Raw genomic sequence first — 24352 nt, 5'->3', positions numbered from 1 at the left:
TCCTGCCACTTTCCCTGTCTTATTAGCCTCTTGCGGAATGTTCTTAAATCCCTCTGTTTTGCTTATGTCTGCTTGTTTTTTGTTCACTTCGTCAGGCGATTTCGAAATTGTGATCTATATTTAACAAAGTGATGACATAAACACCGGCTTTAAATACCGTTCAATGCGTGAATGCAAGTGCTTAACGCTGATGTTTATTGTTGTAACGATATTAATAACTGATGCAGAAGGGCTTAAGGCGGTGCTTCGTTAACACTCTCTGATTGTGACGACTGCCATTGACTTCTGAACTGGGCGCTATTTTTTCGCCCCATTCAGCAATGCAACCTCGTGTTGCCGGAGCTCTGATTATGAGCAAACCATACAGGAACAAATCGATGACTATGACAAGACTGAAGATTTCTAAAACTCTGCTGGCCGTCATGCTGACCTCTGCTGTGGCAACGGGTTCTGCGTACGCAGAAAACTCGACCACGGACAAAGCGCAAGCCGGCGCCGAAAGCGCAGGGCAAAAAGTCGATAGCTCTATGAATAAAGTCGGTGATTTCATGGATGACAGCGCCATTACCGCAAAAGTCAAAGCGGCACTGGTGGATCATGAAAACATTAAGAGCACCGATATTTCTGTCAAAACCGACCAGAAAGTGGTGACGCTGAGCGGCTTCGTGGAAAGCCAGGCGCAGGCTGAAGAAGCCGTGAAGGTAGCGAAAGGCGTGGAAGGCGTAACCTCGGTGAGCGATAAACTGCACGTCCGCGACGGCAAAGAAAGCTCGGTGAAAGGCTATGCCGGCGACACGGCAACTACCAGCGAAATCAAAGCTAAACTGCTGGCGGATGACATTGTCCCTTCCCGTAAAGTGAAAGTAGAAACCACTGACGGCGTGGTTCAGCTTTCCGGCACCGTAGATTCTCAGGCGCAAATCGATCGCGCTGAAAGCATCGCGAAAGCGGTAGACGGCGTGAAGAGCGTTAAAAACGATCTGAAAGCTAAGTAATTTTTCGTATTCGTCCTCCTGACATTTGTCGGGAGGCGTTTTGGGCACCACACTATAAATATCGCGAATGAGTCGCCTGAGCGCTCATGACAAGCGGTCGACATTAACTATGGTAAAGGAGAGGGCTATGTTTCGTTGGGGCATTATATTTCTGGTTATCGCGTTAATTGCCGCCGCTCTGGGTTTTGGTGGACTGGCAGGTACGGCTGCGGGCGCGGCGAAAATTGTGTTCGTCGTCGGTATCATCCTGTTCCTTGTCAGCCTGTTTATGGGCCGTAAACGACCCTAGTGCGTAAAAACGTAACGCTAAATTGCAACGAAGCCAGTCCAAAGGACTGGCTTTTTCGGTTTCAGCGGGCGTGAAATTGCGTTACTTTGGCACTCTTATAAATAAAAAAACAGGAAGGCAGAGGTGGGGCAGCGTATACCCGTCACGCTTGGCAATATTGCGCCGTTGTCATTAAGGAAGTTCAAACCGGGCCGCCTGGCGCTGGTCTGCGAAGGCGGCGGACAGCGCGGCATCTTCACCGCAGGCGTGCTGGATGAATTTATGCGCGCGAAGTTTAATCCTTTTGAGCTTTTCTACGGCACCTCTGCGGGCGCGCAGAATCTTTCCGCCTACCTCTGCAACCAGCCCGGCTATGGGCGCAAAGTGATCATGCGCTATACCACCCGACGCGAGTTTTTTGACCCGGTACGCTTTGTGCGCGGCGGCAATCTTATCGATCTTGACTGGCTGGTCGAGGCGACCGCCAGCCAGATGCCTTTGCAGATGGATACCGCGGCGCGCCTGTTCGACAGCGGCAAACATTTCTATATGTGCGCCTGCCGTGGCGATGACTACACGCCGGGCTATTTTTCGCCGACGAAGCAGAACTGGCTCGATATTATTCGCGCCACGAGCGCGATTCCGGGATTTTATCGCACCGGCGTATCGCTGGACGGCATCAGCTATCTGGACGGTGGCATCAGCGATGCGATCCCGGTTCGCGAAGCGGTGAGACAGGGGGCGCAAACGGTGGTGGTGATCCGCACCGTACCGTCGCAAATGTATTACACCCCGCAATGGTTCAAACGTATGGAGCGCTGGCTTAGCGAGAGCAGCCTGCGTTCGCTGGTCAATCTGGTGCAGCATCACGAAACGAGCTATACGGAAATCCAGCGCTTTATTGAAAAACCGCCGGGCAAAGTGCGCATTTTTGAAATTTATCCGCCGAAGCCGCTAAAAAGTATGGCGCTGGGCAGCCGGGTGCCGGCCCTGCGGGAAGATTACAAGATGGGGCGGCTGTGCGGCCGATATTTCCTCGCGACGGCAGGAAAAATGCTGGCGGACGAGCCGCCGCTGCTGCGGCATCTTCCGCAGGTTGTCACGCCGACGCCGGTAGTGGTGCCTCCCGCGCCGGTGGCTAACGATCCCCATGTGGCGACGGTGTCCGCAGCGCCGCAGGCCAACGATACCCTGTTCAGCGATGAGGATCTGGCATGAGCCGACGTTTTATTGATACCCACTGCCACTTTGATTTTCCGCCTTTTACCGGCGATGAGCAGGCCTGCCTGCAGCGGGCGGCGCAGGCGGGCGTTGAAAAGATCGTGGTGCCGGCGACAGAAGCGGCCCATTTTGCGCGGGTAGTAAGGCTGGCGGAGCAGTTCGCGCCGCTGTATGCCGCGCTGGGGCTACATCCCATCGTTATTGAACAGCATACCGGTGAGTGCCTGGATCGCTTACAGCAGGTACTGGACGATCGTCCGGCAAAGGTGGTGGCCGTCGGGGAGATCGGTCTGGATCTCTATCGCGACGATCCGCAGTTTGCCAGGCAAGAGCAGATCCTCGAGGCGCAGCTGAAGCTGGCAAAACGCTACGATCTGCCGGTGATCCTCCATTCCCGCCGCACCCATGACAAGCTGGCGATGCACCTGAAGCGTCAGGATTTGCCGCGTACCGGCGTGGTTCACGGCTTTGCCGGAAGTCTGCAACAGGCTGAGCGTTTTGTGCAACTGGGCTACAAAATTGGCGTAGGCGGGACGATCACCTATCCGCGCGCCAGCAAAACCCGTGACGTAATGGCGCGGTTGCCGCTGTCGGCGCTGCTGCTGGAAACCGACGCGCCGGATATGCCGCTCAACGGTTTTCAGGGCCAGCCTAACCGCCCGGAACAGGCCGCCCGCGTGTTTGACTCATTATGTGAACTGCGCCGGGAACCCGCGCAGGAGATCGCCGACACGCTGTACCGCAATACCACGGCGTTGTTTGATGTGTAGGCCGGATAAGGCATCGCCGCCATCCGGCATGTCACAGATATAACGCCGGAAAGATCACTTTCTTCACCCCACGCTCCCGCAGCGCATCGGCCAGCTGTTCCACCTCTTCTGGCGTCGCGCTTACCCACCCGCTGGCTTCACCGTACGCGCCGTGGGGGTGAAAGGCGTTCAGCCTCACCGCGACGTCGCCAGTTTGCCGGATGAACGCGGCTAACGCATCAATATGTTGCAGATAATCGACCTGCCCCGGAATAACCAACAGCCGCAGCTCCGCCAGCTTTTGACGCGCTGCCAGCCACAGAATACTGCGCTTAATCTGCGCGTTGTCCCGTCCGGTCAGCCGCTGGTGATACTCGCTGCTCCAGGCTTTCAGATCGAGCATCACGCCATCACACACCGGCAGCAATTTCTGCCAGCCGGTTTCGTTCAGCAGTCCGTTGCTGTCGACCAGGCAGCTCAGCGACGTTAACTGCGGATCGGCTTTGATGGCGGCGAACAGGTCCACAATAAACGGCAGCTGGGTGGTGGCTTCGCCGCCGCTGACGGTAATGCCTTCAATAAACGGCGCGGCCTGACGGATCTGGTGCAGCACCTCGTCAACGCGCATGCTCTGCGCCATTGGCGTCGCCTGCTGCGGGCACATCCGCAGGCAGGTGTCGCACTGCTGGCAGCGATCGGCCCGCCATGACACCTTCCCGGCGCTGAAACTCAGCGCCTGATGCGGACACTGCGCGACGCACTCCGCGCAGTGGTTGCAGCGTCCGATGGTCCACGGGTTGTGGCAGTTTTTACAGCGCAGATTGCAGCCCTGTAAAAACAGGACCAGGCGACTGCCTGGCCCGTCGACGCAGGAAAAGGGGAGGATTTTACTGACTAAAGCGCATCTGCTGCTCATGACTTACCACACGCGGTTGTCGTTCCAGAATACGCGTATTACGCGCCGCCTCCTCGCCAAGCCAGGTGGTGTTGGTGCGGGAACCGTCGGCGCGATACTTTTGCAGATCCGACAGGCGCACCATGTAGCCGGTCACGCGCACCAGGTCGTTGCCGCTGACGTTGGCGGTAAATTCACGCATTCCGGCCTTAAATGCGCCGAGGCACAGCTGCACCAGCGCCTGAGGATTGCGCTTGATGGTTTCATCAAGCGTCAGAATGTCGCTGATCCCGGAAGGGTAATGCGCATGATGCGGCGCGACGGTTTGCAGATGGGTTACCGGGTCCGGTTCGTCGCCGTAGGGCAGGCGCGCGCCCGGCGTGGTGCCGATATCCGAACTGATCCCCGACTGGGCGTGCAGCATCGCCCGCTGCTTCCAGCCATATTTCACCGGCGTGTTTTCAACAAAATCCGCGAGCTGGGCGCTGATGCGCCAGGCCAGCTCATTCGCCGCCTGCGCTTTCCCGTAGCGCGCGCTCATGTCCGCTTTTTCGCACAGCAGATTTACCGCCTCCGCCAGCCCATACATCCCAAACATCGGCACAAAACGTTGAGGGTCGATCAGTCCTTCCTGAACGAGGAAGCTATGCTCAAAGAAATGTGATTTTTCATAGAGGAACTCACATCGCGCATCAATAACGGCGATCTGCTGTCGGCAGTAGTGGGGAAGTACGTTGGCGAAGAAGTCTTCGACAGAGCTGCTGCGCTCCGCAACGGCTTTCAGGTTCAGACGCACCAGCGTGCTGCCGCCGCCAGCGAGCGGCAGGGAGTTGTAGCAACTCACCACGCCATAACCGCCTTTTGTGAAAATTTTATCATTTACCGGGCCGTTGGAAATATGCGGCTTGCTGCATTCACAGATATTTTTCGCCACCGTCAGCAGCAGGTCGTCCGGCGTGATCTGCGGGTCGTAGATAAAGGTCAGGTTTGGCGCAACCTGCTTCAGATCGGCATCGGCGCGTAAAATGGCGCGGGTGACAGGGCCATCGGCGGGGCCGATATTGGCATGCATAAACGCGTCCGGCAGGGTTCTGTCGAGATAGCGCCAGAAACGTTTTATTCGGCTATCAATCTCATCTTGTGTTAGAATTTTAACATAAGGCTGCAACAGCGCATCAAGCTGACCGAGGTAGACCGGCATTGAGGTCACGGACGGCACATGGTAGTAGAGAATGGTCAGTAGCGAGAGCGCATCGTCGAGATCCTGCGCGCCTTCCAGCTCCAGCCACGCGGAGCCGTTGCGCAGAAAACGGGCGTAATCGGGCAACACATAGCGCGGTTTGAACGGCGCATGACCTTCAAACATATCGCAGATTACCCCGTCGTCCAGCGCCTGGCGCGCCCCGGCGGGCAGTTCAGGATAAGGCAGATTGTTCTCGGCCTCCAGCGCCAGAAAATGGCGTTTTTGCGCCGGGCTGAGCACCGAACTGGTGACGATTTGCTGGCAGCGTTGTTGCAGCGCGGTTTCGTTTGACGTGGACATCGGGATTCCTTATATGCCGGAAAGCGTGCGGACATTGTAGGAATAAGCGGGTTTATGGCTTTTGATCCTGATGCGCCTGCGGGCAGAAGTACATGCCAGAAAAAGAAATTTATTTGAAGTTGATCGCATTACGGTAATGCAAATTTGTACCAGGTTTTCATTAACTGTGATGCATATCGAAGTGTAATCGCGGGTGGATGTTAGAATACTAACAGACCCGCACGGTAAGAATTTTATACGGCGATGCCGTTGGAGAATGTTATGACCGATTTAACTGCAAGCAGCCTGCGCGCCCTGAAGCTGATGGATCTGACGACCCTGAATGACGACGACACCAATGAAAAAGTGATTGCACTGTGTCATCAGGCGAAAACCCCGGTGGGCAATACGGCAGCAATCTGTATCTACCCGCGCTTTATCCCGATCGCGCGTAAGACGCTGAAAGAGCAGGGCACCCCCGAGATCCGTATCGCCACGGTCACTAACTTCCCGCACGGTAATGACGATATTGAGATTGCGCTGGCGGAAACCCGCGCGGCGATTGCTTACGGCGCGGATGAAGTTGACGTGGTGTTCCCGTACCGCGCGCTGATTGCCGGCAACGAGCAGGTGGGCTTCGATCTGGTGAAAGCCTGTAAAGACGCCTGCGCTGCGGCCAACGTCCTGCTTAAGGTGATTATTGAAACTGGCGAACTGAAAGAAGACGCGCTGATTCGTAAAGCGTCGGAAATCGCTATCAGGGCCGGTGCGGACTTTATTAAAACCTCGACCGGTAAAGTGCCGGTAAACGCCACGCCGGAAAGCGCGCGCATCATGATGGAAGTGATTCGCGATATGGGCGTGGAAAAAACCGTTGGCTTCAAACCGGCGGGCGGCGTACGTACGGCGGAGGACGCGCAGAAATTCCTCGCCATCGCGGACGAGCTGTTCGGCGAACAGTGGGCGGATTCCCGTCATTACCGCTTTGGCGCCTCCAGCCTGCTGGCGAGCCTGTTGAAAGTACTGGGCCACGGCGACGGTAAGAGCGCAAGCAGCTACTAATAGCATTGTTCGCTGTAGGCCGGATAAGGCGTAGCCGCCATCCGGCGTTGTTCCGGTTCGCCGGGTGGCTGGCGCTACGCTTACCCGGCAAATGCCTGATGGCGCTTCGCTTATCAGGCCTACGGAAGGCTTACACTCTTTTCTCCAGGAGGTACTGTGTTTCTCGCACAAGAAATTATTCGTAAAAAACGTGATGGTCATGCGCTGAGTGATGAAGAGATCCGCTTCTTTATCAACGGCATTCGTGACAATACCGTTTCGGAAGGTCAGATTGCCGCCCTGGCGATGACCATCTTCTTCCACGATATGACCATGCCGGAGCGCGTATCGCTGACGATGGCAATGCGGGATTCAGGCACCGTCCTGGACTGGAAGAGTCTGCAACTGAACGGCCCAATCGTTGATAAACACTCCACCGGCGGGGTGGGCGATGTAACATCGCTGATGCTGGGGCCGATGGTCGCGGCCTGCGGCGGCTATGTGCCGATGATCTCCGGTCGCGGCCTCGGTCATACCGGCGGTACGCTCGACAAACTGGAAGCCATTCCGGGCTTCGATATCTTCCCGGACGACAACCGTTTCCGCGACATTATTAAAGAGGTGGGCGTAGCGATTATCGGGCAGACCAGTTCGCTCGCCCCGGCGGACAAACGTTTTTATGCCACCCGCGATATTACCGCGACGGTGGACTCCATACCGCTGATTACCGCTTCCATACTGGCGAAAAAGCTGGCCGAAGGGCTGGATGCGCTGGTGATGGACGTGAAAGTTGGCAGCGGCGCGTTTATGCCGACGTATGAACTTTCTGCAGCGCTTGCCGAAGCGATTGTCGGCGTGGCGAACGGCGCGGGTGTCCGTACGACCGCGCTGCTTACCGACATGAATCAGGTGCTGGCCTCCAGTGCCGGTAACGCGGTGGAAGTGCGCGAGGCGGTGCAGTTCCTGACCGGCGAATATCGTAACCCGCGCCTGTTTGACGTCACGATGGCGCTGTGCGTTGAGATGCTCATCTCCGGCCAGCTGGCGAAAGACGATGCCGAAGCGCGCGCGAAGCTGCAGGCGGTGCTGGACAACGGCAAAGCGGCTGAGGTGTTTGGCCGGATGGTCGCCGCGCAGAAAGGGCCGACCGACTTAGTGGAAAATTACGCGAAATATCTGCCGTCGGCGATGCTCAGCAAAGCGGTCTATGCCGATACCGAAGGCTTTGTGTCGGCGATGGATACCCGTGCGCTGGGCATGGCGGTAGTGTCAATGGGCGGCGGGCGTCGCCAGGCGTCCGATAGCATTGATTACAGCGTCGGCTTTACCGATATGGTTCGCCTGGGCGACGGCGTTGACGGACAGCGTCCGCTGGCGGTCATCCACGCCAAAGATGAAGCCTGCTGGCAGGATGCGGCGCAGGCGGTGAAAGCGGCAATTACTCTTGACGATAAAGCGCCTGAAATTACGCCAACGGTCTATCGTCGTATTACCGAATAGCGGTATACTGATCTGATCGCTTTTTTACAGCGCAGATGTATGGAGAACAATATGAAACGTGCATTTATTATGGTGCTGGACTCCTTTGGTATTGGCGCAACGGAAGATGCCGATCGCTTTGGCGATGTGGGCGCCGATACCCTGGGGCATATCGCAGAAGCTTGTGCTAAAGGCGAAGCGGATAATGGCCGCAAAGGGCCGCTGAATTTACCGAACCTGACCCGCCTGGGGCTGGTTAAAGCGCATGAAGGTTCTACCGGTAAGATCGCCGCCGGTATGGACGGCAACGCGGAAGTAGTGGGCGCTTACGCCTGGGCGCATGAGCTCTCTTCCGGCAAAGATACCCCGTCAGGCCACTGGGAAATCGCCGGCGTGCCGGTGCTGTTCGACTGGGGCTATTTCAGCGACCAGGAGAACAGCTTCCCGCAGGCGCTGCTGGATAAGCTGGTAAAACGCGCGAATCTGCCGGGCTACCTCGGCAACTGCCACTCCTCCGGTACGGTGATTCTCGATAAGCTTGGCGAAGAGCATATGAAAACCGGTAAGCCGATTTTCTACACCTCCGCGGACTCTGTCTTTCAGATTGCCTGTCATGAAGAGACCTTTGGCCTCGACAGACTGTACGAGCTGTGCGAAATCGCCCGCGAAGAGCTGACCGAAGGCGGTTACAACATTGGTCGCGTTATCGCTCGTCCGTTTATCGGCGACAAAGCGGGTAATTTCCAGCGTACCGGTAACCGTCATGACCTGGCCGTTGAACCGCCAGCGCCGACCGTGCTGCAAAAGCTGGTTGACGAGAAAGGCGGCCAGGTGGTTTCCGTCGGTAAAATCGCTGATATCTACGCCAACTGCGGCATCACCAAAAAAGTGAAAGCCACCGGGCTGGATGCGCTGTTCGACGCCACGGTTAAAGAGATGAAAGCGGCGGGCGACAAGACTATTGTCTTCACCAACTTCGTCGACTTTGACTCCTCCTGGGGCCACCGTCGCGACGTCGCCGGTTACGCAGCGGGCCTCGAACTGTTCGATCGCCGTCTGCCGGAACTGATGGCGCTGGTGGGTGAAGATGACATTCTGATCCTCACCGCCGACCACGGCTGCGACCCGACCTGGACCGGCACCGATCACACCCGTGAACACATTCCGGTGCTGATCTACGGTCCGAAAGTGAAACCGGGCTCGCTCGGTCACCGTGAAACCTTCGCGGACATCGGCCAGACGATTGCAAAATACTTTGGCACGTCTGATATGGAATATGGCAAGGCGATGTTCTGATAGCTTCGCCCGGCGGCGCTACGCTTGCCGGGCCTACGGTTTGTAGGCCGGGTCAGGCGCAGCCGCCACCCGGCAAAAATAACAATGTAAAAGGAACTAAAGATGGCAACTCCTCACATTAACGCAGAAATGGGTGATTTCGCTGACGTCGTATTGATGCCTGGCGACCCGCTGCGCGCAAAACACATTGCAGAAACTTTCCTCGAAGACGTACGTGAAGTGAATAACGTGCGCGGCATGTTAGGCTTTACCGGCACCTACAAAGGCCGCAAAATTTCCGTGATGGGCCACGGCATGGGGATCCCGTCCTGCTCCATCTATACCAAAGAGCTGATCACTGATTTCGGCGTGAAAAAAATTATTCGCGTCGGCTCCTGCGGCGCGGTGCGTAACGACGTCAAACTGCGTGATGTGGTGATCGGCATGGGCGCCTGCACCGACTCCAAAGTGAACCGTATCCGTTTTAAAGATCATGACTTTGCGGCGATTGCCGACTTCGATATGGTGCGTAACGCGGTTGACGCGGCGAAAGCGCTGGGCGTTGAGGCGCGCGTGGGCAACCTGTTCTCCGCGGATCTGTTCTACTCGCCGGACGGCGAAATGTTCGACGTGATGGAAAAATACGGCATCCTCGGCGTGGAAATGGAAGCGGCGGGTATCTACGGCGTGGCGGCGGAATTTGGCGCTAAAGCGCTGACCATCTGCACCGTCTCTGATCATATCCGTACCCACGAGCAGACCACGGCGGCTGAACGTCAGACGACCTTCAACGACATGATCAAAATCGCGCTGGAATCCGTTCTGCTGGGCGATAAAGAGTAAGTAACGCGGTCCGAAAAAAAGAGTGTAGCCATCACTACACTCTTTTTAATATGTCAATGGGACGGGTAATCTTATAAATACACCAGGCTTATCGTCGCCTGACCATTAATGGCGGTATCGTCGGTTATGGCAAGAGTCGTTGTGTCCTGGACGGCCAGCGCGACGCGTAGCGGAAAGACAGCGTTAGTAAAGCTCGCAGGCGTGGTGGTTGAGCCCTCGGCAATAGTATAAGACACGCCGTCATTGCGGATGGGAGCGCTGTCGCCCACAACCTTACCCCATGAATACGTTCCTGTTGCGTCGGAGCCTGAAATCATCGCGGCTGTTTCGCCGTTAACGGTCACGTTACTCGCCTGCACCGTGACGGCATAAGCGCCCAGTTTCACCCCCGCCAGGGTTTTTCCGGCGCCAAAAAGGCTATTACTGCTCCACACTGAACCAGAACCGCTCCAGTCCGTATTTTCGACAACGATATTCTCTTTAGAATCAGCCATATTATCGACAACAGTCCAGGCTACTTTTGTCGGCGCTACGCAGGAAATGGAGAACGAAAGATCCTTATTGCCGAGTTGATTCGTCTCAGTCGCTGACAATCCGCCAACGGAGAAAGAACCAAAATCCGCAACGCCGCCACCGCTTAAAGAGGGGATACACGCAGAGTTGGTCAGAACGCCTGTGACCTTTAACACTGCGTTATCTGCTGCGTGTGCTGCGGCGGACATTGCGATAGTAATAGAAGCGGCAAGTATAATTTTCTTCATGTTTAATCCTTAACATTGAAGTGAATAAAACCATAGTGAGTGATTCCCTTTCGCTCAGAATCTTCTAATACAATGCGCAATGCTGTCTATTAATTATATTTACAATTAAAATGTAATTTTTCTAAAGATCGTAAATATAAATAATATTGTAGTTAACTATAAATTAACCTCAACTTATTGTTATCTGACATTATTTTACTTCGCGTGCAATCCAGTCAGACAGTTCCCGCAGCTCAGTTTCCTGTTCCGGGAAGTCAGCCAGCAGCGCGTCGCACGTCTGTTGCAGCATATCCGCACGGTAAAGACAGCCCTGCAAACGACCGGCCAGCGCTTCTAACGGCGCCGGGTTGAGGCTGTCGGTAAAGACCTGCGCGCGGGTGATATGGCCTTTCTCGACGTCAAAATGTAACTCCACGCCGCCCCAACTGAAGCGCTCGTCCAGCAGATGCGAAAAAGCCGGCGCCTGGCCGAAGTTCCACTCCCAACTGCTCTGGCGGGCAAACGTCTCGGCAAAGTTCGGCAGATCCGGCGTTTTGTCCGGCGAAATCACTTCCGCCGCAACGCGTTCGCCGTAGTGGCTGAAAAAAGCCTCCGTCACCGCCGCGCAGACCTGCTCATGGGTAACGCCCGGCAGCAGTTCGATGAGATTCGCCACGCGTGAGCGAACGGAGGTGATCCCTTTGGCGGCTAGTTTCTTTTTATCCGGATTCAGATAGTTCGCCAGACGGCTGAGATCGGCATTCAGCAGCAGCGTGCCGTGATGGAAACCGCGGTCTTTGGTTTCGCGGTAGGCCGACCCGGAGACTTTACGATCGCCGTCCGCCGTTTTGACCACCAGATCGTTGCGACCGGAGGCTTCGGCAGTGACGCCCAGCGCGTTAAGCGCGTTCAGGACGATGGCGGTGGAAACGGTTTTATCATATTCCGGTTTGCCGGCCATAAAGGTAAAGCAGGTGTTGCCGAGATCGTGGAACACCGCGCCGCCGCCGCTGCTGCGACGCGCCAGCCGCACGTTATCCTCTTCCATGCGGCGGGTATTGCACTCTTTCCACGGGTTTTGCGCCCGGCCAATGACCACGGTATCGGCGTTGCGCCACAGAAACAGCACGCGCTGCGTGGCGGGCATCTGGCGGAAAATACACTCTTCCACCGCCAGGTTAAACCACGGGTCCCGGGAGTCAGAGATTAACAGGCGAAGCGTAGACATAATGATTTCCTTTTAATAACTTATTCTTTTTTATCGCTTTCTTCCTCTTCTGGCACCGATTTGCTGGCGGTAAGCAGGAAGGGCGATTGCTGCCAGCGGGTGCGTTTACCCTGTAACAGCGTGCGGGTCAGCACCACGCCGATAGCCAGCGAAAGCAGCAGCATCAGACGAAGAATATTGGTGGTATTATCCACCTGCTTCGCCTCGGTGGCTAAAGTATGCGTATCGAGAGTCAGGCGCAGATAGCCCAGCGGGCCGTTTTTCCCCTGCACAGGTTCAACGATCTGCTGATTGAAGTAGCCGCCGGCTTTTTTACCGTCCAGCGCCAGGCGATCGCGAACCTCCACGCTTTCCCCCGCGCGGGCAATCATATCGCCCTGTTCATCATAAACGCTGGCGTCGAGAACGCGGCTTTCACTGGTCAACTGCTGCAACAGGTTCTGGATGCGCTTTTCGTCCGGCGTTTCGCTACGCATCAGCGGCGCGACGTTCAGCGTCACCTGACGCGCCAGCGTGCGGGCCAGCTCTTCAAGCTGCGGATTACGCTGCCGCTGATGGTTTTGACTGAACCAGGAGGCACCCTGCATCAGCGCGACAAGCAGCGCGAGACAGAACAATACAATCACTGCACGATGAAGCCGGAATTTCAGTTTTGCGCGAGCCATATTCCACCTGCTGAAAATTTGAGGCTTAATGTTGCCAGAAGCGATGGTTACAAGGTAGCCTCATGCGTTATTTTCCCCAGGAACCTTCCCGGCCCGAACGATTTTACAGGAGCTTTAATGCCTAACATTACCTGGTGCGATTTGCCTGAAGATGTCTCTTTATGGCCAGGTTTGCCCCTCTCTTTAAGTGGTGACGAGGTGATGCCACTGGATTACCACGCAGGACGTAGCGGCTGGCTACTGTACGGTCGCGGGCTGGATAAACAGCGTCTGACCCGGTATCAGAGTAAACTGGGCGCGGCGATGGTGATCGTCGCGGCCTGGTGCGTGGAGGACTATCAGGTGATCCGTCTGGCCGGTTCGCTGACTGCGCGCGCTACCCGGCTGGCGCATGAGGCGCAGCTGGACGTCGCGCCGCTCGGTAAAATCCCGCATCTGCGCACGCCGGGCCTGCTGGTGATGGACATGGACTCTACCGCCATTCAGATTGAGTGTATTGATGAGATCGCGAAGCTGGCCGGAACCGGCGAGCAGGTGGCGGAAGTGACCGAACGCGCGATGCGCGGCGAACTGGACTTTACCGCCAGCCTGCGCAGCCGCGTGGCGACGCTGAAAGGCGCTGATGCCGCTATCCTGCACCAGGTGCGCGAAACGCTGCCGCTGATGCCGGGCCTGACGCAGCTGGTGCTGAAGCTGGAGACGCTGGGCTGGAAGGTCGCTATCGCCTCCGGCGGTTTCACCTTCTTTGCCGAATACCTGCGCGAAACGCTGCGCCTGAGCGCCGTGGTGGCGAACGAACTGGAGATTATCGACGGGAAATTTACCGGCAATGTGACGGGGGATATCGTCGATGCGGAATATAAAGCCAATACCCTGATCCGGCTGGCGCAGGAGTATGAGGTCCCGATGGCGCAGACGGTGGCGATTGGCGATGGCGCTAACGATCTGCCGATGATCAAAACCGCAGGGCTGGGCATTGCCTATCATGCCAAGCCAAAAGTGAATGAAAAGACGGAAATTACCATCCGTCACGCTGACCTGATGGGGGTGTTCTGCATTCTCTCCGGCAGCATGAATCAGAAGTAGTTTGCATCCTGTAGGCCGGATAAGGCGTAGCCGCCATCCGGCGCGCAGGCAGCACAGAGATAACGAGGTAAACCGTGGCAAAAGCTCCAAAACGCGCCTTTGTATGTAATGAATGCGGGGCGGACTATCCTCGCTGGCAGGGGCAGTGCAGCTCCTGCCACGCCTGGAACACCATCACCGAGGTGCGTCTTGCCGCATCGCCGACGGTGGCGCGTAACGAGCGGCTCAGCGGTTACGCCGGTAGCGCAGGCGTGGCGAAAGTGCAGAAGCTCTCGGAGATCAGCCTTGAGGAACTGCCGCGTTTTTCGACGGGCTTTAAAGAGTTTGACCGTGTGCTGGGCGGCGGCGTAGTTCCCGGCAGCGCGATTCTGATTGGCGGTAACCCGGGGGCCGGGAAATCAACCCTGCTGCTGCAAACGCTGTGCAAGCTCGCCGAGAAGATGAAAACCCTGTACGTCACCGGCGAGGAGTCGTTACAGCAGGTGGCGATGCGCGCGCATCGTCTCGGCTTACCGACCGGCAACCTCAATATGCTGTCGGAAACCAGCATTGAGCAGATTTGCCTGATTGCCGAAGAGGAACAGCCGAAGCTGATGGTGATCGACTCCATTCAGGTGATGCATATGGCGGATATTCAGTCCTCGCCGGGCAGCGTGGCGCAGGTACGCGAAACCGCCGCCTACCTGACGCGCTTTGCCAAAACGCGCGGCGTGGCGATCGTGATGGTTGGCCACGTTACGAAAGATGGTTCGCTGGCCGGGCCGAAAGTGCTGGAACACTGTATCGACTGCTCGGTGCTGCTTGACGGCGACGCCGACTCCCGCTTCCGCACGCTGCGCAGCCATAAGAACCGTTTTGGCGCGGTGAATGAGCTGGGCGTTTTCGCGATGACCGAACAGGGGCTGCGCGAAGTGAGCAATCCGTCGGCGATCTTCCTGAGCCGGGGCGATGAGATTACCTCTGGCAGCTCGGTGATGGTGGTCTGGGAAGGCACGCGCCCGCTGTTGGTGGAGATTCAGGCGCTGGTCGATCACTCAATGATGGCGAACCCGCGTCGCGTGGCGGTGGGGCTGGAGCAGAACCGGCTGGCGATTCTGCTGGCGGTATTGCACCGCCACGGCGGTCTGCAAATGGCGGATCAGGATGTGTTTGTCAACGTGGTGGGTGGCGTCAAGGTCACCGAAACCAGCGCCGACCTGGCCCTGCTGTTAGCGATGGTTTCGAGCCTGCGCGACCGGCCTTTGCCGCAGGATCTGGTAGTGTTTGGCGAAGTGGGACTGGCGGGGGAGATCCGCCCGGTGCCGAGCGGGCAGGAGCGCATCTCTGAGGCGGCAAAACACGGCTTCCGCCGGGCGATCGTGCCCGCCGCGAACGTGCCGAAAAAACCACCGGAAGGGATGCAGGTGTTCGGCGTTAAAAAACTTTCTGACGCCTTAGGCGTGTTTGACGATTTATAATTACGCTACCCTTGCATCGCCGGATGGCGACGCGAGGCGTCTTATCCGGCCTACAATGACTGTAGGTCCGATAAGTGAATGTTCCGTAGGCCGGATAAGCGCAGCGCCAGCAGGCAATGTTCTGTAGGCCTGATAAGCGTAGCGCCATCAGGCAATAAGCCGCGATCAAAGAGAATGCCGGGCGCCCATTCCGGCAAGTTTTTTCAGCAGGAGGCTCTTGTGTCATCGTTCGACTATCTCAAAACCGCCATCAAGCAGAAAGGCTGTACCCTGCAACAAGTGGCGGACGCCAGCGGCATGACCAAAGGGTATCTCAGCCAGCTTCTCAACGCCAAAATCAAAAGCCCCAGCGCGCAGAAGCTGGAAGCGCTGCACCGCTTTCTCGGTCTGGAATTTCCCCGCCAGCAGAAAAACATCGGCGTGGTGTTCGGCAAGTTCTATCCGCTGCATACCGGGCACATTTATCTGATTCAGCGCGCCTGTAGCCAGGTGGACGAGCTGCATATCATCATGGGTTACGACGATACCCGTGACCGCGAGCTGTTTGAAGACAGCGCCATGTCCCAGCAGCCCACGGTGCCGGATCGTCTGCGCTGGCTGTTGCAAACCTTTAAATACCAGAAAAATATCCGCATCCACGCCTTCAACGAAGAGGGAATGGAGCCGTATCCCCACGGCTGGGATGTCTGGAGCAACGGCATCAAAACGTTTATGGCCGAGAAGGGTATTCAGCCCAACTGGATCTACACCTCTGAAGAGGCCGACGCGCCGCAGTATCTGGAGCACCTGGGGATTGAAACGGTGCTTATCGATCCCAGACGCACCTTTATGAACATCAGCGGGGCGCAGATCCGTGAAAACCCGTTCCGCTACTGGGAGTACATTCCCACGGAAGTGAAGCCGTTTTTCGTGCGCACCGTGGCGGTGCTCGGCGGCGAGTCGAGCGGCAAGTCAACGCTGGTTAACAAGCTGGCGAACATTTTCAATACCACCAGCGCGTGGGAGTACGGGCGCGATTATGTCTTTTCGCACCTTGGCGGCGATGAGATGGCGCTCCAGTATTCCGACTACGATAAAATCGCGCTCGGTCACGCTCAGTACATCGATTTTGCCGTTAAGTACGCCAATAAAGTGGCGTTTATCGACACCGATTTTGTCACCACCCAGGCATTCTGCAAAAAGTACGAAGGGCGTGAGCACCCCTTTGTGCAGGCGCTGATTGATGAGTACCGCTTTGATCTGGTGATCCTGCTGGAAAACAATACCCCGTGGGTAGCTGACGGTCTGCGCAGTCTCGGCAGTTCAGTGGATCGCAAAGAGTTTCAGACGCTGCTGGTGGAGATGTTGCGCAAAAACAACATCGACTTTGTCCACGTTGAGGAGGCGGATTACGACGGACGCTTCCTGCGCTGCGTCGAGCTGGTGAAAGAGATGATGGGCGAGCAGGGTGTTTAAGCATTTACAGGATATGGCGCTGTTCGCTCTGGTGGCTGAAAACGGCAGCTTTACCGCGGCGGCGCAGAAGGCGGGGCTGCCGAAATCGAGCGTCAGCCAGCGCATCAGCCAGCTTGAACAGCAGGTTGGCATCCGGCTTATCAACCGTACTACCCGTAAACTCAATCTTACCTACGCGGGCGAACATTATCTGGTGCACTGTCGGGAGATCCTCGCCGCCAGCGAGCGCGCGGAGTATGCGCTTCAGCGGCTGCGCGACAATCCGAGCGGACGGTTGCGCATCACCTCGCCAGCAGGCATCGGCGCCACGCTGCTGGCGCGCCTGAACGCCCGCTTTCAGCAGCGCTACCCTGACGTGAATCTTGAGGTGTCGATTTCCGATGAGATGCTGGATCTGGTCGACAGCGGGTTCGACGTCGCGTTGCGTACCGGCAGGCCGCAGGATTCGACGCTGATTGGCCGGATGATAGGCCATTGTCCGCGCTATCTGCTGGCGTCACCGGACTATCTTTCCCGCTATGCGCCGCTGCGCCATCCCCGGCAGTTGCCGGAGCATCAGTGCATAACCCACAAAGCGTGGACGGAGTGGGTATTTCACCGCGGCGACGAAGATTACCAGCACGTGCCCGACCGCGTGCATCTGACGGATAACCTGGTCTATGCCCGCGAGAGCGCGATTGCCGGGGCCGGGATCACCCTGCTGCCAGCGTTTATGCTGGAAGATCGCGTGGAAAAAGGCGAACTGACGCAGGTGCTGGCGGAATGGACGGTGGCGGGAAACGATCTCTGGCTGGTCTATCCCAGCCGTAAACTCAATTCCCCCGCGCTGATGAGCTACATCGAATTTGCCCTGCACTCTGACGAGCTCAGGCATTTTTACGCGGGAAGATAACGCCTTAGTCCTGGCGCAGCACCTTGTGGCCATAGGCCAGCAGCGCGTCGGTGACGTTGCGCATCATCCGGCTTTCCGGCGCAAACCGGTGCCAGTAGAGCATCCGCCGCTGGAACAGGCCTGGCGTCAGGTCGATCAGTTCGCCGCTTGCCAGCTCTTTTTCGATCTGCAGGTGCGGGATCATACAGCAGGTGGTGCCCTGACGCGCCAGCTGTACGAAGGCTTCCGAAGAGTTCACGATATGGCACGGCACGCTGCCCGGCGGCAGATCGAAGTTCTGTTGCAGGAAGGCCTGATGCATATCGTCGAGATGGTCAAACGCCACTGCGGGCGCTTTCAGCAGCGCGGAGCGGGTGACGCCGTTCGGGAAATAGCGTTCGGCAAAGGGTTTTGAGCCGACAAACAGATAGTCCAGCGCCCCGAGCTTATCCACCAGGCAGCTTGGCAGAGCCTGATGCTGGATACTCACCGCACCGACCACTTCGCCACGGCGCAGACGTTCCTGAGTGCGGGTTTCATCTTCTACCTGTAAATTGAGGCGAATAGGGGAGTCGGCCAGCACCGGCGCCAGCGCCGGCAGCAGCCATGTCGCCAGACTGTCGGCGTTGACTGCCAGCGACAGCAGCAGCGGCGTGGAGCCGGTCTGCTCATCGCCCAGCCACTCCTCTTCCAGTAGCTCAACCTGGCGCAGCAGCGCCAGCAGCTTCTGTCCCTGCTCCGTCGGGCGCGGTGGAACGGTTCGCACCAGCAATGGCTGTCCGAACATATTCTCAAGCTGCTTGATGCGCTGTGATACGGCGGATTGGGTGATGCACAGCTTCTGCGCCGCGCGCTCAAACCCGCGTTCACGTATCACCGCATCCAGTGCCTGTAATGTTCTGTAGTCCGGACGTTTCATTGCTCTGACATACTCCTGAAATTTTTACCTGTCCTGCACTATGACATAATTTTTCAGCGGGTAAAGACGAAATCCGCGACCTGCGAAGCGGGTGGGAAGATTTTTCCGCGCATTGGTCTATAATGCGCGTGAATTTTTCCATATCACAGGCGATACGATCATGACGCAGGATGAACTGAAAAAAGCGGTAGGATGGGCGGCACTTCAGTATGTACAGCCCGGCACCATTGTGGGGGTGGGGACGGGTTCAACAGCCGCACACTTTATTGATGCGCTGGGCACCATGAAAGGACAAATTGAAGGTGCGGTCTCCAGCTCGGACGCCTCCACCGAAAAGCTCAAAAGCCTTGGTATTCCTGTGTTCGATCTCAACGAAGTGGACAGCCTTGGCGTTTACGTCGACGGCGCGGATGAGATCAACCCACATATGCAGATGATCAAAGGCGGCGGCGCGGCGCTGACCCGCGAAAAGATCATCGCTTCGGTAGCGAAAAAGTTCATCTGTATCGCCGATGCCTCGAAAGAGGTGGATATTCTCGGCAATTTCCCGCTGCCGGTTGAAGTGATCCCGATGGCGCGCAGCGCGGTCGCCCGCCAGCTGGTGAAGCTGGGCGGCCGTCCGGAGTATCGTCAGGGCGTGGTGACTGACAACGGTAATGTGATCCTCGACGTGCACGGTATGGAGATCCTCGACCCGGTGGCGCTGGAAAACGCGATCAATGCCATTCCGGGCGTAGTCACCGTTGGCCTGTTCGCCAACCGCGGCGCGGACGTGGCGTTAATCGGCACCGCCGACGGCGTAAAAACCATCGTCAAATGATCTGACCGCTCCGGTTAAAATATTTTTGCAGGGCAAATTTGGTGACTTGTGTCACGTTTTATCGTTTGCCCTGCTGAACCCTCCAAAGAAAAACTTATCTCCAGCATTTTCATCTGGCATTTCCCGTTGATTGCAATTTCCTCAACAGGGCGACGCAAACGTTCATATTGCCGCAATAATTTTTTTTGATATGTTGAAAGGCGGATGCAAATCCGTACACACAACATCAGATTGCAATAAGACAGGGTCGGGGAAATGGCAAAGGTATCGCTGGAGAAAGACAAGATTAAATTTCTGCTGGTTGAAGGCGTGCACCAGAAGGCGCTGGATAGCCTTCGTGCGGCAGGTTATACCAACATCGAATTTCACAAAGGGGCGCTGGATGCGGAGCAGCTGAAAGCGTCCATCCGTGATGCCCACTTTATTGGCCTGCGATCCCGTACCCATCTGACCGAAGAGGTGATTAACGCGGCGGAAAAGCTGGTGGCTATCGGCTGTTTCTGCATCGGCACTAACCAGGTCGATCTGACCGCGGCGGCAAAGCGCGGTATCCCGGTATTTAACGCCCCGTTCTCCAACACCCGCTCCGTGGCGGAACTGGTGATTGGCGAGCTGCTGCTGCTGCTGCGCGGCGTGCCGGAGGCGAACGCCAAAGCGCATCGCGGCGTGTGGAATAAACTGGCGGCGGGTTCATTTGAAGCGCGCGGTAAAAAGCTGGGGATTATCGGTTACGGCCATATCGGCACCCAGTTGGGGATCCTGGCGGAGTCGCTGGGGATGCACGTTTTCTTCTATGACATTGAAAATAAATTGCCGCTGGGGAACGCCACCCAGGTTCAGCATCTGTCCGATCTGCTCAATATGAGCGATGTGGTCAGCCTGCACGTGCCGGAAAACGCCTCGACCAAAAACATGATGGGCGCAAAAGAGATCGCCCTGATGAAACCGGGATCGCTGCTGATCAATGCCGCGCGCGGTACGGTGGTGGACATTCCGGCGCTGTGCGATGCGCTGGCGACCAGACATCTGGCCGGTGCGGCCATCGACGTTTTCCCGACCGAACCGGCGACCAACAGCGATCCGTTCACCTCGCCGCTGTGCGATTTTGACAACGTGATCCTGACCCCGCACATCGGCGGCTCCACCCAGGAAGCGCAGGAAAACATCGGTCTGGAAGTGGCCGGTAAGCTGGTTAAATATTCCGATAACGGCTCCACGCTGTCGGCGGTTAACTTCCCGGAAGTGTCGCTGCCGCTGCACGGCGGACGTCGTCTGATGCACATCCACGAAAACCGTCCGGGCGTACTGACCGCGCTGAACCAGATCTTCGCCGAACAGGGCGTCAACATCGCCGCGCAGTATCTGCAAACCTCGGCGCAGATGGGTTACGTGGTTATCGATATTGAAGCGGATGAAGACGTGGCGGAAAAAGCGCTACAGGCAATGAAAGCCATTCCGGGCACCATTCGCGCGCGTCTGCTGTACTGATTGTCAGGAATGCCCGGTGGCGCTGGCGCTTACCGGGCCTACAGTAATAACCGCAAACCATGAACTGCAGGCCGGGTAAGGCGTAGCCGCCACCCGGCATTTTTACAGGTCTACCAGTCCTTCTTCGGTCTTCAGCCAGCGCGGCGCTTTCAGCGTATCGGCAAAAAAATCCACCAGATCCTGCAATAAATCACCTACTATCCGCTCCATTTCCGCGGAAAGTGTTTTACTCATTAGCAACTGCGTTAATAGCTGACACTAACGTCCGAGCTGATCCGATTCCGGTGCGAAAAGAGGAAAACGGGTCGGTAGGGTGTCAACCGTCAGGCTGTCTTTCAAATGGTCCGGCACGGGCTCGGTTAGTGTGGGCTGTAACAGCGCGAGACAGGCGGAAAGACGTGCGCATATAGCCAGCTTCTCAACCGGGTTATGGCATTCTACCAGCGCTTCTGCAAAGCGTTCGCAGTTATCCGCCAGTTCGGTGAAATCTGTCGCATGGTTAAATGGCAGGGTAAATAAAGAGTGAGAAAAGAGAGGGGTAGTTACCATAGGGTAGCCTCCAGTATGCCGTGTTTAAACCACCACCGGAGAGGCTAATCTCGCGGGTGGTGGTGCCGGACGGAGTTAGCCTTACCGGTCATACTGGATACCGGCGCGTCTTGCGACGCCTCCGCCCGGCCCACCATTGAGGCGAAACCGGTCGCACGACATAGAAGTATATGTCGCCAGTATGAGATTCAGAAGGCTAATTCCGGCACCTGATTTTGCAGGTGCGGCAAGAAGATACCGCTTAACCAGGACGCTGACAAGTGTGTATTCTGGAAGGCGACTCGCAAAATTAAGATATTGATATAAATGATTATTCTGTCCGGCGGCGCTACGCATACTAGGCCTGGAATAACCGCAAGCCGCAAACCACGAATCATGAACTGTAGGCCGGGTAAGGCGCAGCCGCCACCCGGCTTTTTATGTTGAAGTATGTATGGCTACAGTACTACCTTCAGGCAGAGCGTTGAGCACTGCCGTCAGCCTGCGTAATCGCATTACCCTGATAATGAAAGGTGCAGCTAGTACACTTTGCATCCTGAAACCAACATACAATCTCACTTTCATCGCTACGCCAGTGAATAACGCTGACGCCAAAATCGAAGTTACCAGTTTTAAAAGGGTCAGAGTCAAGTCGCTCAGTAATCTCAAGGGGCGTTAAGGTGAGAAAAGACTCAGGAGACAGTTGACGAACATTCCATACGGCATCCGGTTTCTTCGACTGCTGATCGTCTAATCTGGCAAACATGACCTGATTCAGTGTATCGGTGTGGGTCTGAGGAGGAGTCTTTTTTGAAGGGCCTGTCAGCCACTTGATGATTTTATTTATGATTATCATTCACTCACCACTCCCACACTTTCGACGGCGTCACCACCGCAGGCAGCGGAACATCCCACTCTTCCACCGGCAGCTTTGCGACTCGCTGACAATCGTGCGCATACCCTACCGGCGTTAAGCCATGCTGCTGCCAGTTTTGCAACGTACGATCGTAAAAGCCGCCGCCCATACCCAAACGCTGACCGTATTCGTCGAACGCCACCAGCGGCGTCACCAGCACGTCCAGATCCGCAAGCGGCAGCACCTCGCGTACGTCCAGCTTCGGCTCCTGAATTTTCAGGCGGTTTGTTACCAGTTCACTTTGCGGATGATAGTGTAAAAACAGCAGATTACCGCGGCTGAAGGGATGGAGAACCGGCAGATAAACGCGCTTGCCCGCGCGCCAGAGTTGTTCAATCAGCGGCTGTGTGTCGAGTTCGCCATCAAACGACAAAAACACGGCGACCGTGCGCGCCATCGTCATCGGCGGGTAGGCCAGCATTCGGGTTGCGGCGCGTTGACCGGACTCAAGCTGTTGCTCAGGCGTCAGCGCGCGACGACGCTGCCGGATCATGCGGCGGATATCGTGTCGTGATAAAGGAAGTTCGGAATGTTGCGTCATGGCTGTCGCCAGCTTTTAAGAAGGGAATCTCCGAGATGCCGCCGCAGGCTGTAACCCTTGAACCCTTGGTTCAAGGTGAATGTGTCGTCACAGTTTTAAGGCTTCTCGGACGAACCGAGCATGCTCACCAACCGCGGAGCGCCACATTCTTGTGGTATGAAATATCGGCTCAGGGGACTGGCCCGCTTGCAAACATCTCAGAGAAATTTTTTCTTCACGGTCACTGTACCATAGTAAACCGGGAAGTGTTATTCAAAATTTTGGCCCGTTTTTTCGGTTATGCGACCCTGATCAAGCAGCGCCTGTTCAATGGTCTGTTGTAGCATCCGAATTCGTTGCTCCATGCTCGCCGCGTACTCGCAGGTCTTCGCTTTTTCCTGAGTTAACTCATAGCTGATGTTCAGTGCGGCAATGAAGACCAGCTGCTCAGTATTTGTGACTCTAGTGCGAACTTTCAGATCTTGCAACCGCTGATTCAGATCGTCCGCAGCCTGATTCAACGCATCCCTTTGTTCGGGCGGGCAATTCACTCGCAGTGAACGGCCAAAAATTTGGATATCGACGGGTTGTGCAGACATGCCACCTTCCTGCTGATTGACTGCGCTGCCTTCGTCTCCAGACCCGTGGTCCGCGAAGGGGCGACACTATAGCTACCCTGGTGTGAAGATACAAGCCCTTTTCTGGCATCACCAGGGTCCGGAGTGGTAGCATATCATGAATATCCTCCCTTTGATGACGAATGCGTATGTCTATACAGAACGAAATGCCTGGTTACAACGCGATGAACCAGTATTTGCACCAACAAGGGGCCGGACTGACCCCGGCCGAAATGCACGGTTTAATCAGCGGGATGATTTGCGGCGGCAACAACGACAGCTCATGGCAGCCGCTGCTTCACGACCTGACGAACGAAGGGCTTGCCTTCGGTCATGAACTGGCGCAGGCGCTGCGTAAAATGCATGCCGCCATCAGCGACGCGCTGGAGGATGACGGTTTCCTTTTTCAGCTTTATCTGCCTGACGGCGACGAGGTAAGCGTTTTCGATCGCGCGGACGCGCTGGCAGGATGGGTCAACCATTTCCTGCTTGGCCTGGGCGTGACGCAGCCTAAACTGGATAAGGTCACTGGTGAAACGGGTGAAGCCATCGACGACCTGCGTAACATTGCGCAGCTTGGCTATGACGAAGACGAAGATCAGGAAGAGCTGGAGATGTCGCTCGAAGAGATCGTCGAGTACGTGCGCGTTGCCGCGCTGCTGTGTCACGACACCTTTACCCGTCAGCAGCCGACCGCACCGGAAGTGCGTAAACCGACGCTACACTAAAAGTAAAACGAAAACGGAGGCCACGT

24 protein-coding genes, 1 other RNA gene and 1 pseudogene are annotated in these 24352 nt (G+C 56.5%); 15 read left to right on the top strand and 11 right to left on the bottom strand.

The window, feature by feature from the left end:
- Positions 1 to 377: 377 nt before the first annotated feature.
- The 4 genes from osmY to K7R23_RS01985 all read left to right on the top strand — a co-directional run bounded on the left by osmY (position 378) and on the right by K7R23_RS01985 (position 3254).
- Entirely contained in the window at positions 378 to 995 is a 618-nt protein-coding gene (osmY, locus tag K7R23_RS02000; protein WP_012908747.1) for a molecular chaperone OsmY, read from the top strand.
- 127 nt (positions 996 to 1122) lie between these two features.
- Positions 1123 to 1284, top strand: coding sequence for a DUF1328 domain-containing protein (locus tag K7R23_RS01995; protein WP_000490275.1), 162 nt, complete (start codon positions 1123 to 1125; stop codon positions 1282 to 1284).
- A 123-nt stretch (positions 1285 to 1407) separates the two neighbouring features.
- Positions 1408 to 2481: a patatin-like phospholipase family protein gene (locus K7R23_RS01990; RefSeq protein ID WP_012908748.1), complete on the top strand. Its 1074-nt coding sequence runs from the start codon at positions 1408 to 1410 to the stop codon at positions 2479 to 2481.
- Complete coding sequence (locus K7R23_RS01985) at positions 2478 to 3254, top strand: metal-dependent hydrolase (protein WP_012908749.1); 777 nt, start codon at positions 2478 to 2480, stop codon at positions 3252 to 3254. The genes K7R23_RS01990 and K7R23_RS01985 overlap by 4 nt, the downstream gene beginning before the upstream one ends.
- Before the next feature lie 31 nt (positions 3255 to 3285).
- On the opposite strand, the gene K7R23_RS01980 is transcribed toward K7R23_RS01985, so the two are convergent.
- Complete coding sequence (locus K7R23_RS01980) at positions 3286 to 4149, bottom strand: YjjW family glycine radical enzyme activase (protein ID WP_012908750.1); 864 nt, start codon at positions 4147 to 4149, stop codon at positions 3286 to 3288.
- Positions 4121 to 5671 (bottom strand): YjjI family glycine radical enzyme, encoded by a 1551-nt coding sequence (locus K7R23_RS01975; RefSeq protein WP_012908751.1) that lies wholly within the window; start codon positions 5669 to 5671, stop codon positions 4121 to 4123. Before K7R23_RS01975 ends, K7R23_RS01980 begins: the two co-directional genes overlap by 29 nt.
- A gap of 261 nt (positions 5672 to 5932) precedes the next feature.
- Here K7R23_RS01975 and deoC point away from each other — a divergent pair, with 261 nt between their 5' ends.
- The 4 genes from deoC to deoD all read left to right on the top strand — a co-directional run bounded on the left by deoC (position 5933) and on the right by deoD (position 10288).
- Positions 5933 to 6712, top strand: a complete 780-nt coding sequence (deoC, locus tag K7R23_RS01970) for a deoxyribose-phosphate aldolase (protein WP_012908752.1) — start codon at positions 5933 to 5935, stop codon at positions 6710 to 6712.
- Positions 6713 to 6868: 156 nt separating this feature from the next.
- Positions 6869 to 8191: a thymidine phosphorylase gene (gene deoA / locus K7R23_RS01965; RefSeq protein WP_012908753.1), complete on the top strand. Its 1323-nt coding sequence runs from the start codon at positions 6869 to 6871 to the stop codon at positions 8189 to 8191.
- Positions 8192 to 8242: 51 nt separating this feature from the next.
- Positions 8243 to 9466: a phosphopentomutase gene (gene deoB, locus K7R23_RS01960; protein WP_012908754.1), complete on the top strand. Its 1224-nt coding sequence runs from the start codon at positions 8243 to 8245 to the stop codon at positions 9464 to 9466.
- Between the two features lie 102 nt (positions 9467 to 9568).
- The gene (deoD, locus tag K7R23_RS01955) at positions 9569 to 10288 is read left to right on the top strand and encodes a purine-nucleoside phosphorylase (protein ID WP_012908755.1); all 720 of its coding nucleotides are present in this window, start codon (positions 9569 to 9571) and stop codon (positions 10286 to 10288) included.
- Positions 10289 to 10359: 71 nt separating this feature from the next.
- Here the strand turns inward: deoD and K7R23_RS01950 are convergent, their stop codons facing one another.
- The 3 genes from K7R23_RS01950 to K7R23_RS01940 all read right to left on the bottom strand — a co-directional run bounded on the left by K7R23_RS01950 (position 10360) and on the right by K7R23_RS01940 (position 12921).
- Positions 10360 to 11049 (bottom strand): DUF1120 domain-containing protein, encoded by a 690-nt coding sequence (locus K7R23_RS01950; protein ID WP_012908756.1) that lies wholly within the window; start codon positions 11047 to 11049, stop codon positions 10360 to 10362.
- A gap of 190 nt (positions 11050 to 11239) precedes the next feature.
- Complete coding sequence (lplA, locus tag K7R23_RS01945) at positions 11240 to 12256, bottom strand: lipoate--protein ligase (protein WP_012908757.1); 1017 nt, start codon at positions 12254 to 12256, stop codon at positions 11240 to 11242.
- Positions 12257 to 12276: 20 nt separating this feature from the next.
- Positions 12277 to 12921, bottom strand: a complete 645-nt coding sequence (locus K7R23_RS01940; RefSeq protein WP_012908758.1) for a YtjB family periplasmic protein — start codon at positions 12919 to 12921, stop codon at positions 12277 to 12279.
- 117 nt (positions 12922 to 13038) lie between these two features.
- Between K7R23_RS01940 and serB the strand changes: the two genes are divergently transcribed.
- The 4 genes from serB (at position 13039) to K7R23_RS01920 (ending at position 17811) form a co-directional block, all read left to right on the top strand.
- On the top strand, positions 13039 to 14007 hold the full coding sequence (serB, locus tag K7R23_RS01935; protein ID WP_012908759.1) for a phosphoserine phosphatase: 969 nt from the start codon (positions 13039 to 13041) through the stop codon (positions 14005 to 14007).
- 74 nt (positions 14008 to 14081) lie between these two features.
- Positions 14082 to 15464, top strand: coding sequence for a DNA repair protein RadA (radA, locus tag K7R23_RS01930; protein ID WP_012908760.1), 1383 nt, complete (start codon positions 14082 to 14084; stop codon positions 15462 to 15464).
- A 219-nt stretch (positions 15465 to 15683) separates the two neighbouring features.
- Entirely contained in the window at positions 15684 to 16919 is a 1236-nt protein-coding gene (gene nadR, locus K7R23_RS01925; protein ID WP_012908761.1) for a multifunctional transcriptional regulator/nicotinamide-nucleotide adenylyltransferase/ribosylnicotinamide kinase NadR, read from the top strand.
- A complete protein-coding gene (locus K7R23_RS01920; RefSeq protein ID WP_012908762.1) occupies positions 16912 to 17811 on the top strand; it encodes a LysR family transcriptional regulator in 900 nt (299 codons plus the stop codon). The genes nadR and K7R23_RS01920 overlap by 8 nt, the downstream gene beginning before the upstream one ends.
- Positions 17812 to 17815: 4 nt before the next feature.
- On the opposite strand, the gene argP is transcribed toward K7R23_RS01920, so the two are convergent.
- Positions 17816 to 18709, bottom strand: coding sequence for a DNA-binding transcriptional regulator ArgP (argP, locus tag K7R23_RS01915; protein ID WP_012908763.1), 894 nt, complete (start codon positions 18707 to 18709; stop codon positions 17816 to 17818).
- Positions 18710 to 18869: 160 nt separating this feature from the next.
- On the opposite strand from argP, the gene rpiA reads away from it, so the two are divergent.
- Both rpiA and serA read left to right on the top strand, forming a co-directional pair.
- Positions 18870 to 19529, top strand: coding sequence for a ribose-5-phosphate isomerase RpiA (gene rpiA, locus K7R23_RS01910; RefSeq protein ID WP_012908764.1), 660 nt, complete (start codon positions 18870 to 18872; stop codon positions 19527 to 19529).
- A gap of 255 nt (positions 19530 to 19784) precedes the next feature.
- The gene (serA, locus tag K7R23_RS01905) at positions 19785 to 21017 is read left to right on the top strand and encodes a phosphoglycerate dehydrogenase (protein WP_012908765.1); all 1233 of its coding nucleotides are present in this window, start codon (positions 19785 to 19787) and stop codon (positions 21015 to 21017) included.
- Positions 21018 to 21119: 102 nt separating this feature from the next.
- Here serA and K7R23_RS01900 read toward each other — a convergent pair.
- From K7R23_RS01900 to zapA, 5 genes and pseudogenes are all read right to left on the bottom strand, one after another.
- Positions 21120 to 21566 (bottom strand): annotated as a pseudogene (locus K7R23_RS01900) (hypothetical protein).
- Positions 21567 to 22017: 451 nt separating this feature from the next.
- Positions 22018 to 22401 (bottom strand): hypothetical protein, encoded by a 384-nt coding sequence (locus tag K7R23_RS01895; protein ID WP_012908766.1) that lies wholly within the window; start codon positions 22399 to 22401, stop codon positions 22018 to 22020.
- Positions 22402 to 22405: 4 nt separating this feature from the next.
- Positions 22406 to 23002 carry a 5-formyltetrahydrofolate cyclo-ligase gene (locus tag K7R23_RS01890; RefSeq protein WP_012908767.1) on the bottom strand — a complete coding sequence of 199 codons (597 nt, stop codon included), beginning with the start codon at positions 23000 to 23002 and terminating at the stop codon, positions 22406 to 22408.
- Positions 23003 to 23025: 23 nt separating this feature from the next.
- Positions 23026 to 23209, bottom strand: a non-coding RNA gene (gene ssrS, locus K7R23_RS01885) — 6S RNA.
- Positions 23210 to 23250: 41 nt separating this feature from the next.
- On the bottom strand, positions 23251 to 23580 hold the full coding sequence (gene zapA, locus K7R23_RS01880) for a cell division protein ZapA (RefSeq protein ID WP_012908768.1): 330 nt from the start codon (positions 23578 to 23580) through the stop codon (positions 23251 to 23253).
- Positions 23581 to 23747: 167 nt separating this feature from the next.
- Here zapA and K7R23_RS01875 point away from each other — a divergent pair, with 167 nt between their 5' ends.
- Positions 23748 to 24326 carry a YecA/YgfB family protein gene (locus tag K7R23_RS01875; protein WP_012908769.1) on the top strand — a complete coding sequence of 193 codons (579 nt, stop codon included), beginning with the start codon at positions 23748 to 23750 and terminating at the stop codon, positions 24324 to 24326.
- Positions 24327 to 24352 lie beyond the last annotated feature (26 nt).

It is taken from the genome of Citrobacter rodentium NBRC 105723 = DSM 16636 (genome assembly GCF_021278985.1).
Lineage (GTDB): Bacteria > Pseudomonadota > Gammaproteobacteria > Enterobacterales > Enterobacteriaceae > Citrobacter_A > Citrobacter_A rodentium.
Note: the sequence above shows the minus strand (reverse complement) of the source record. Positions and strands in the feature narration are given on the sequence as shown.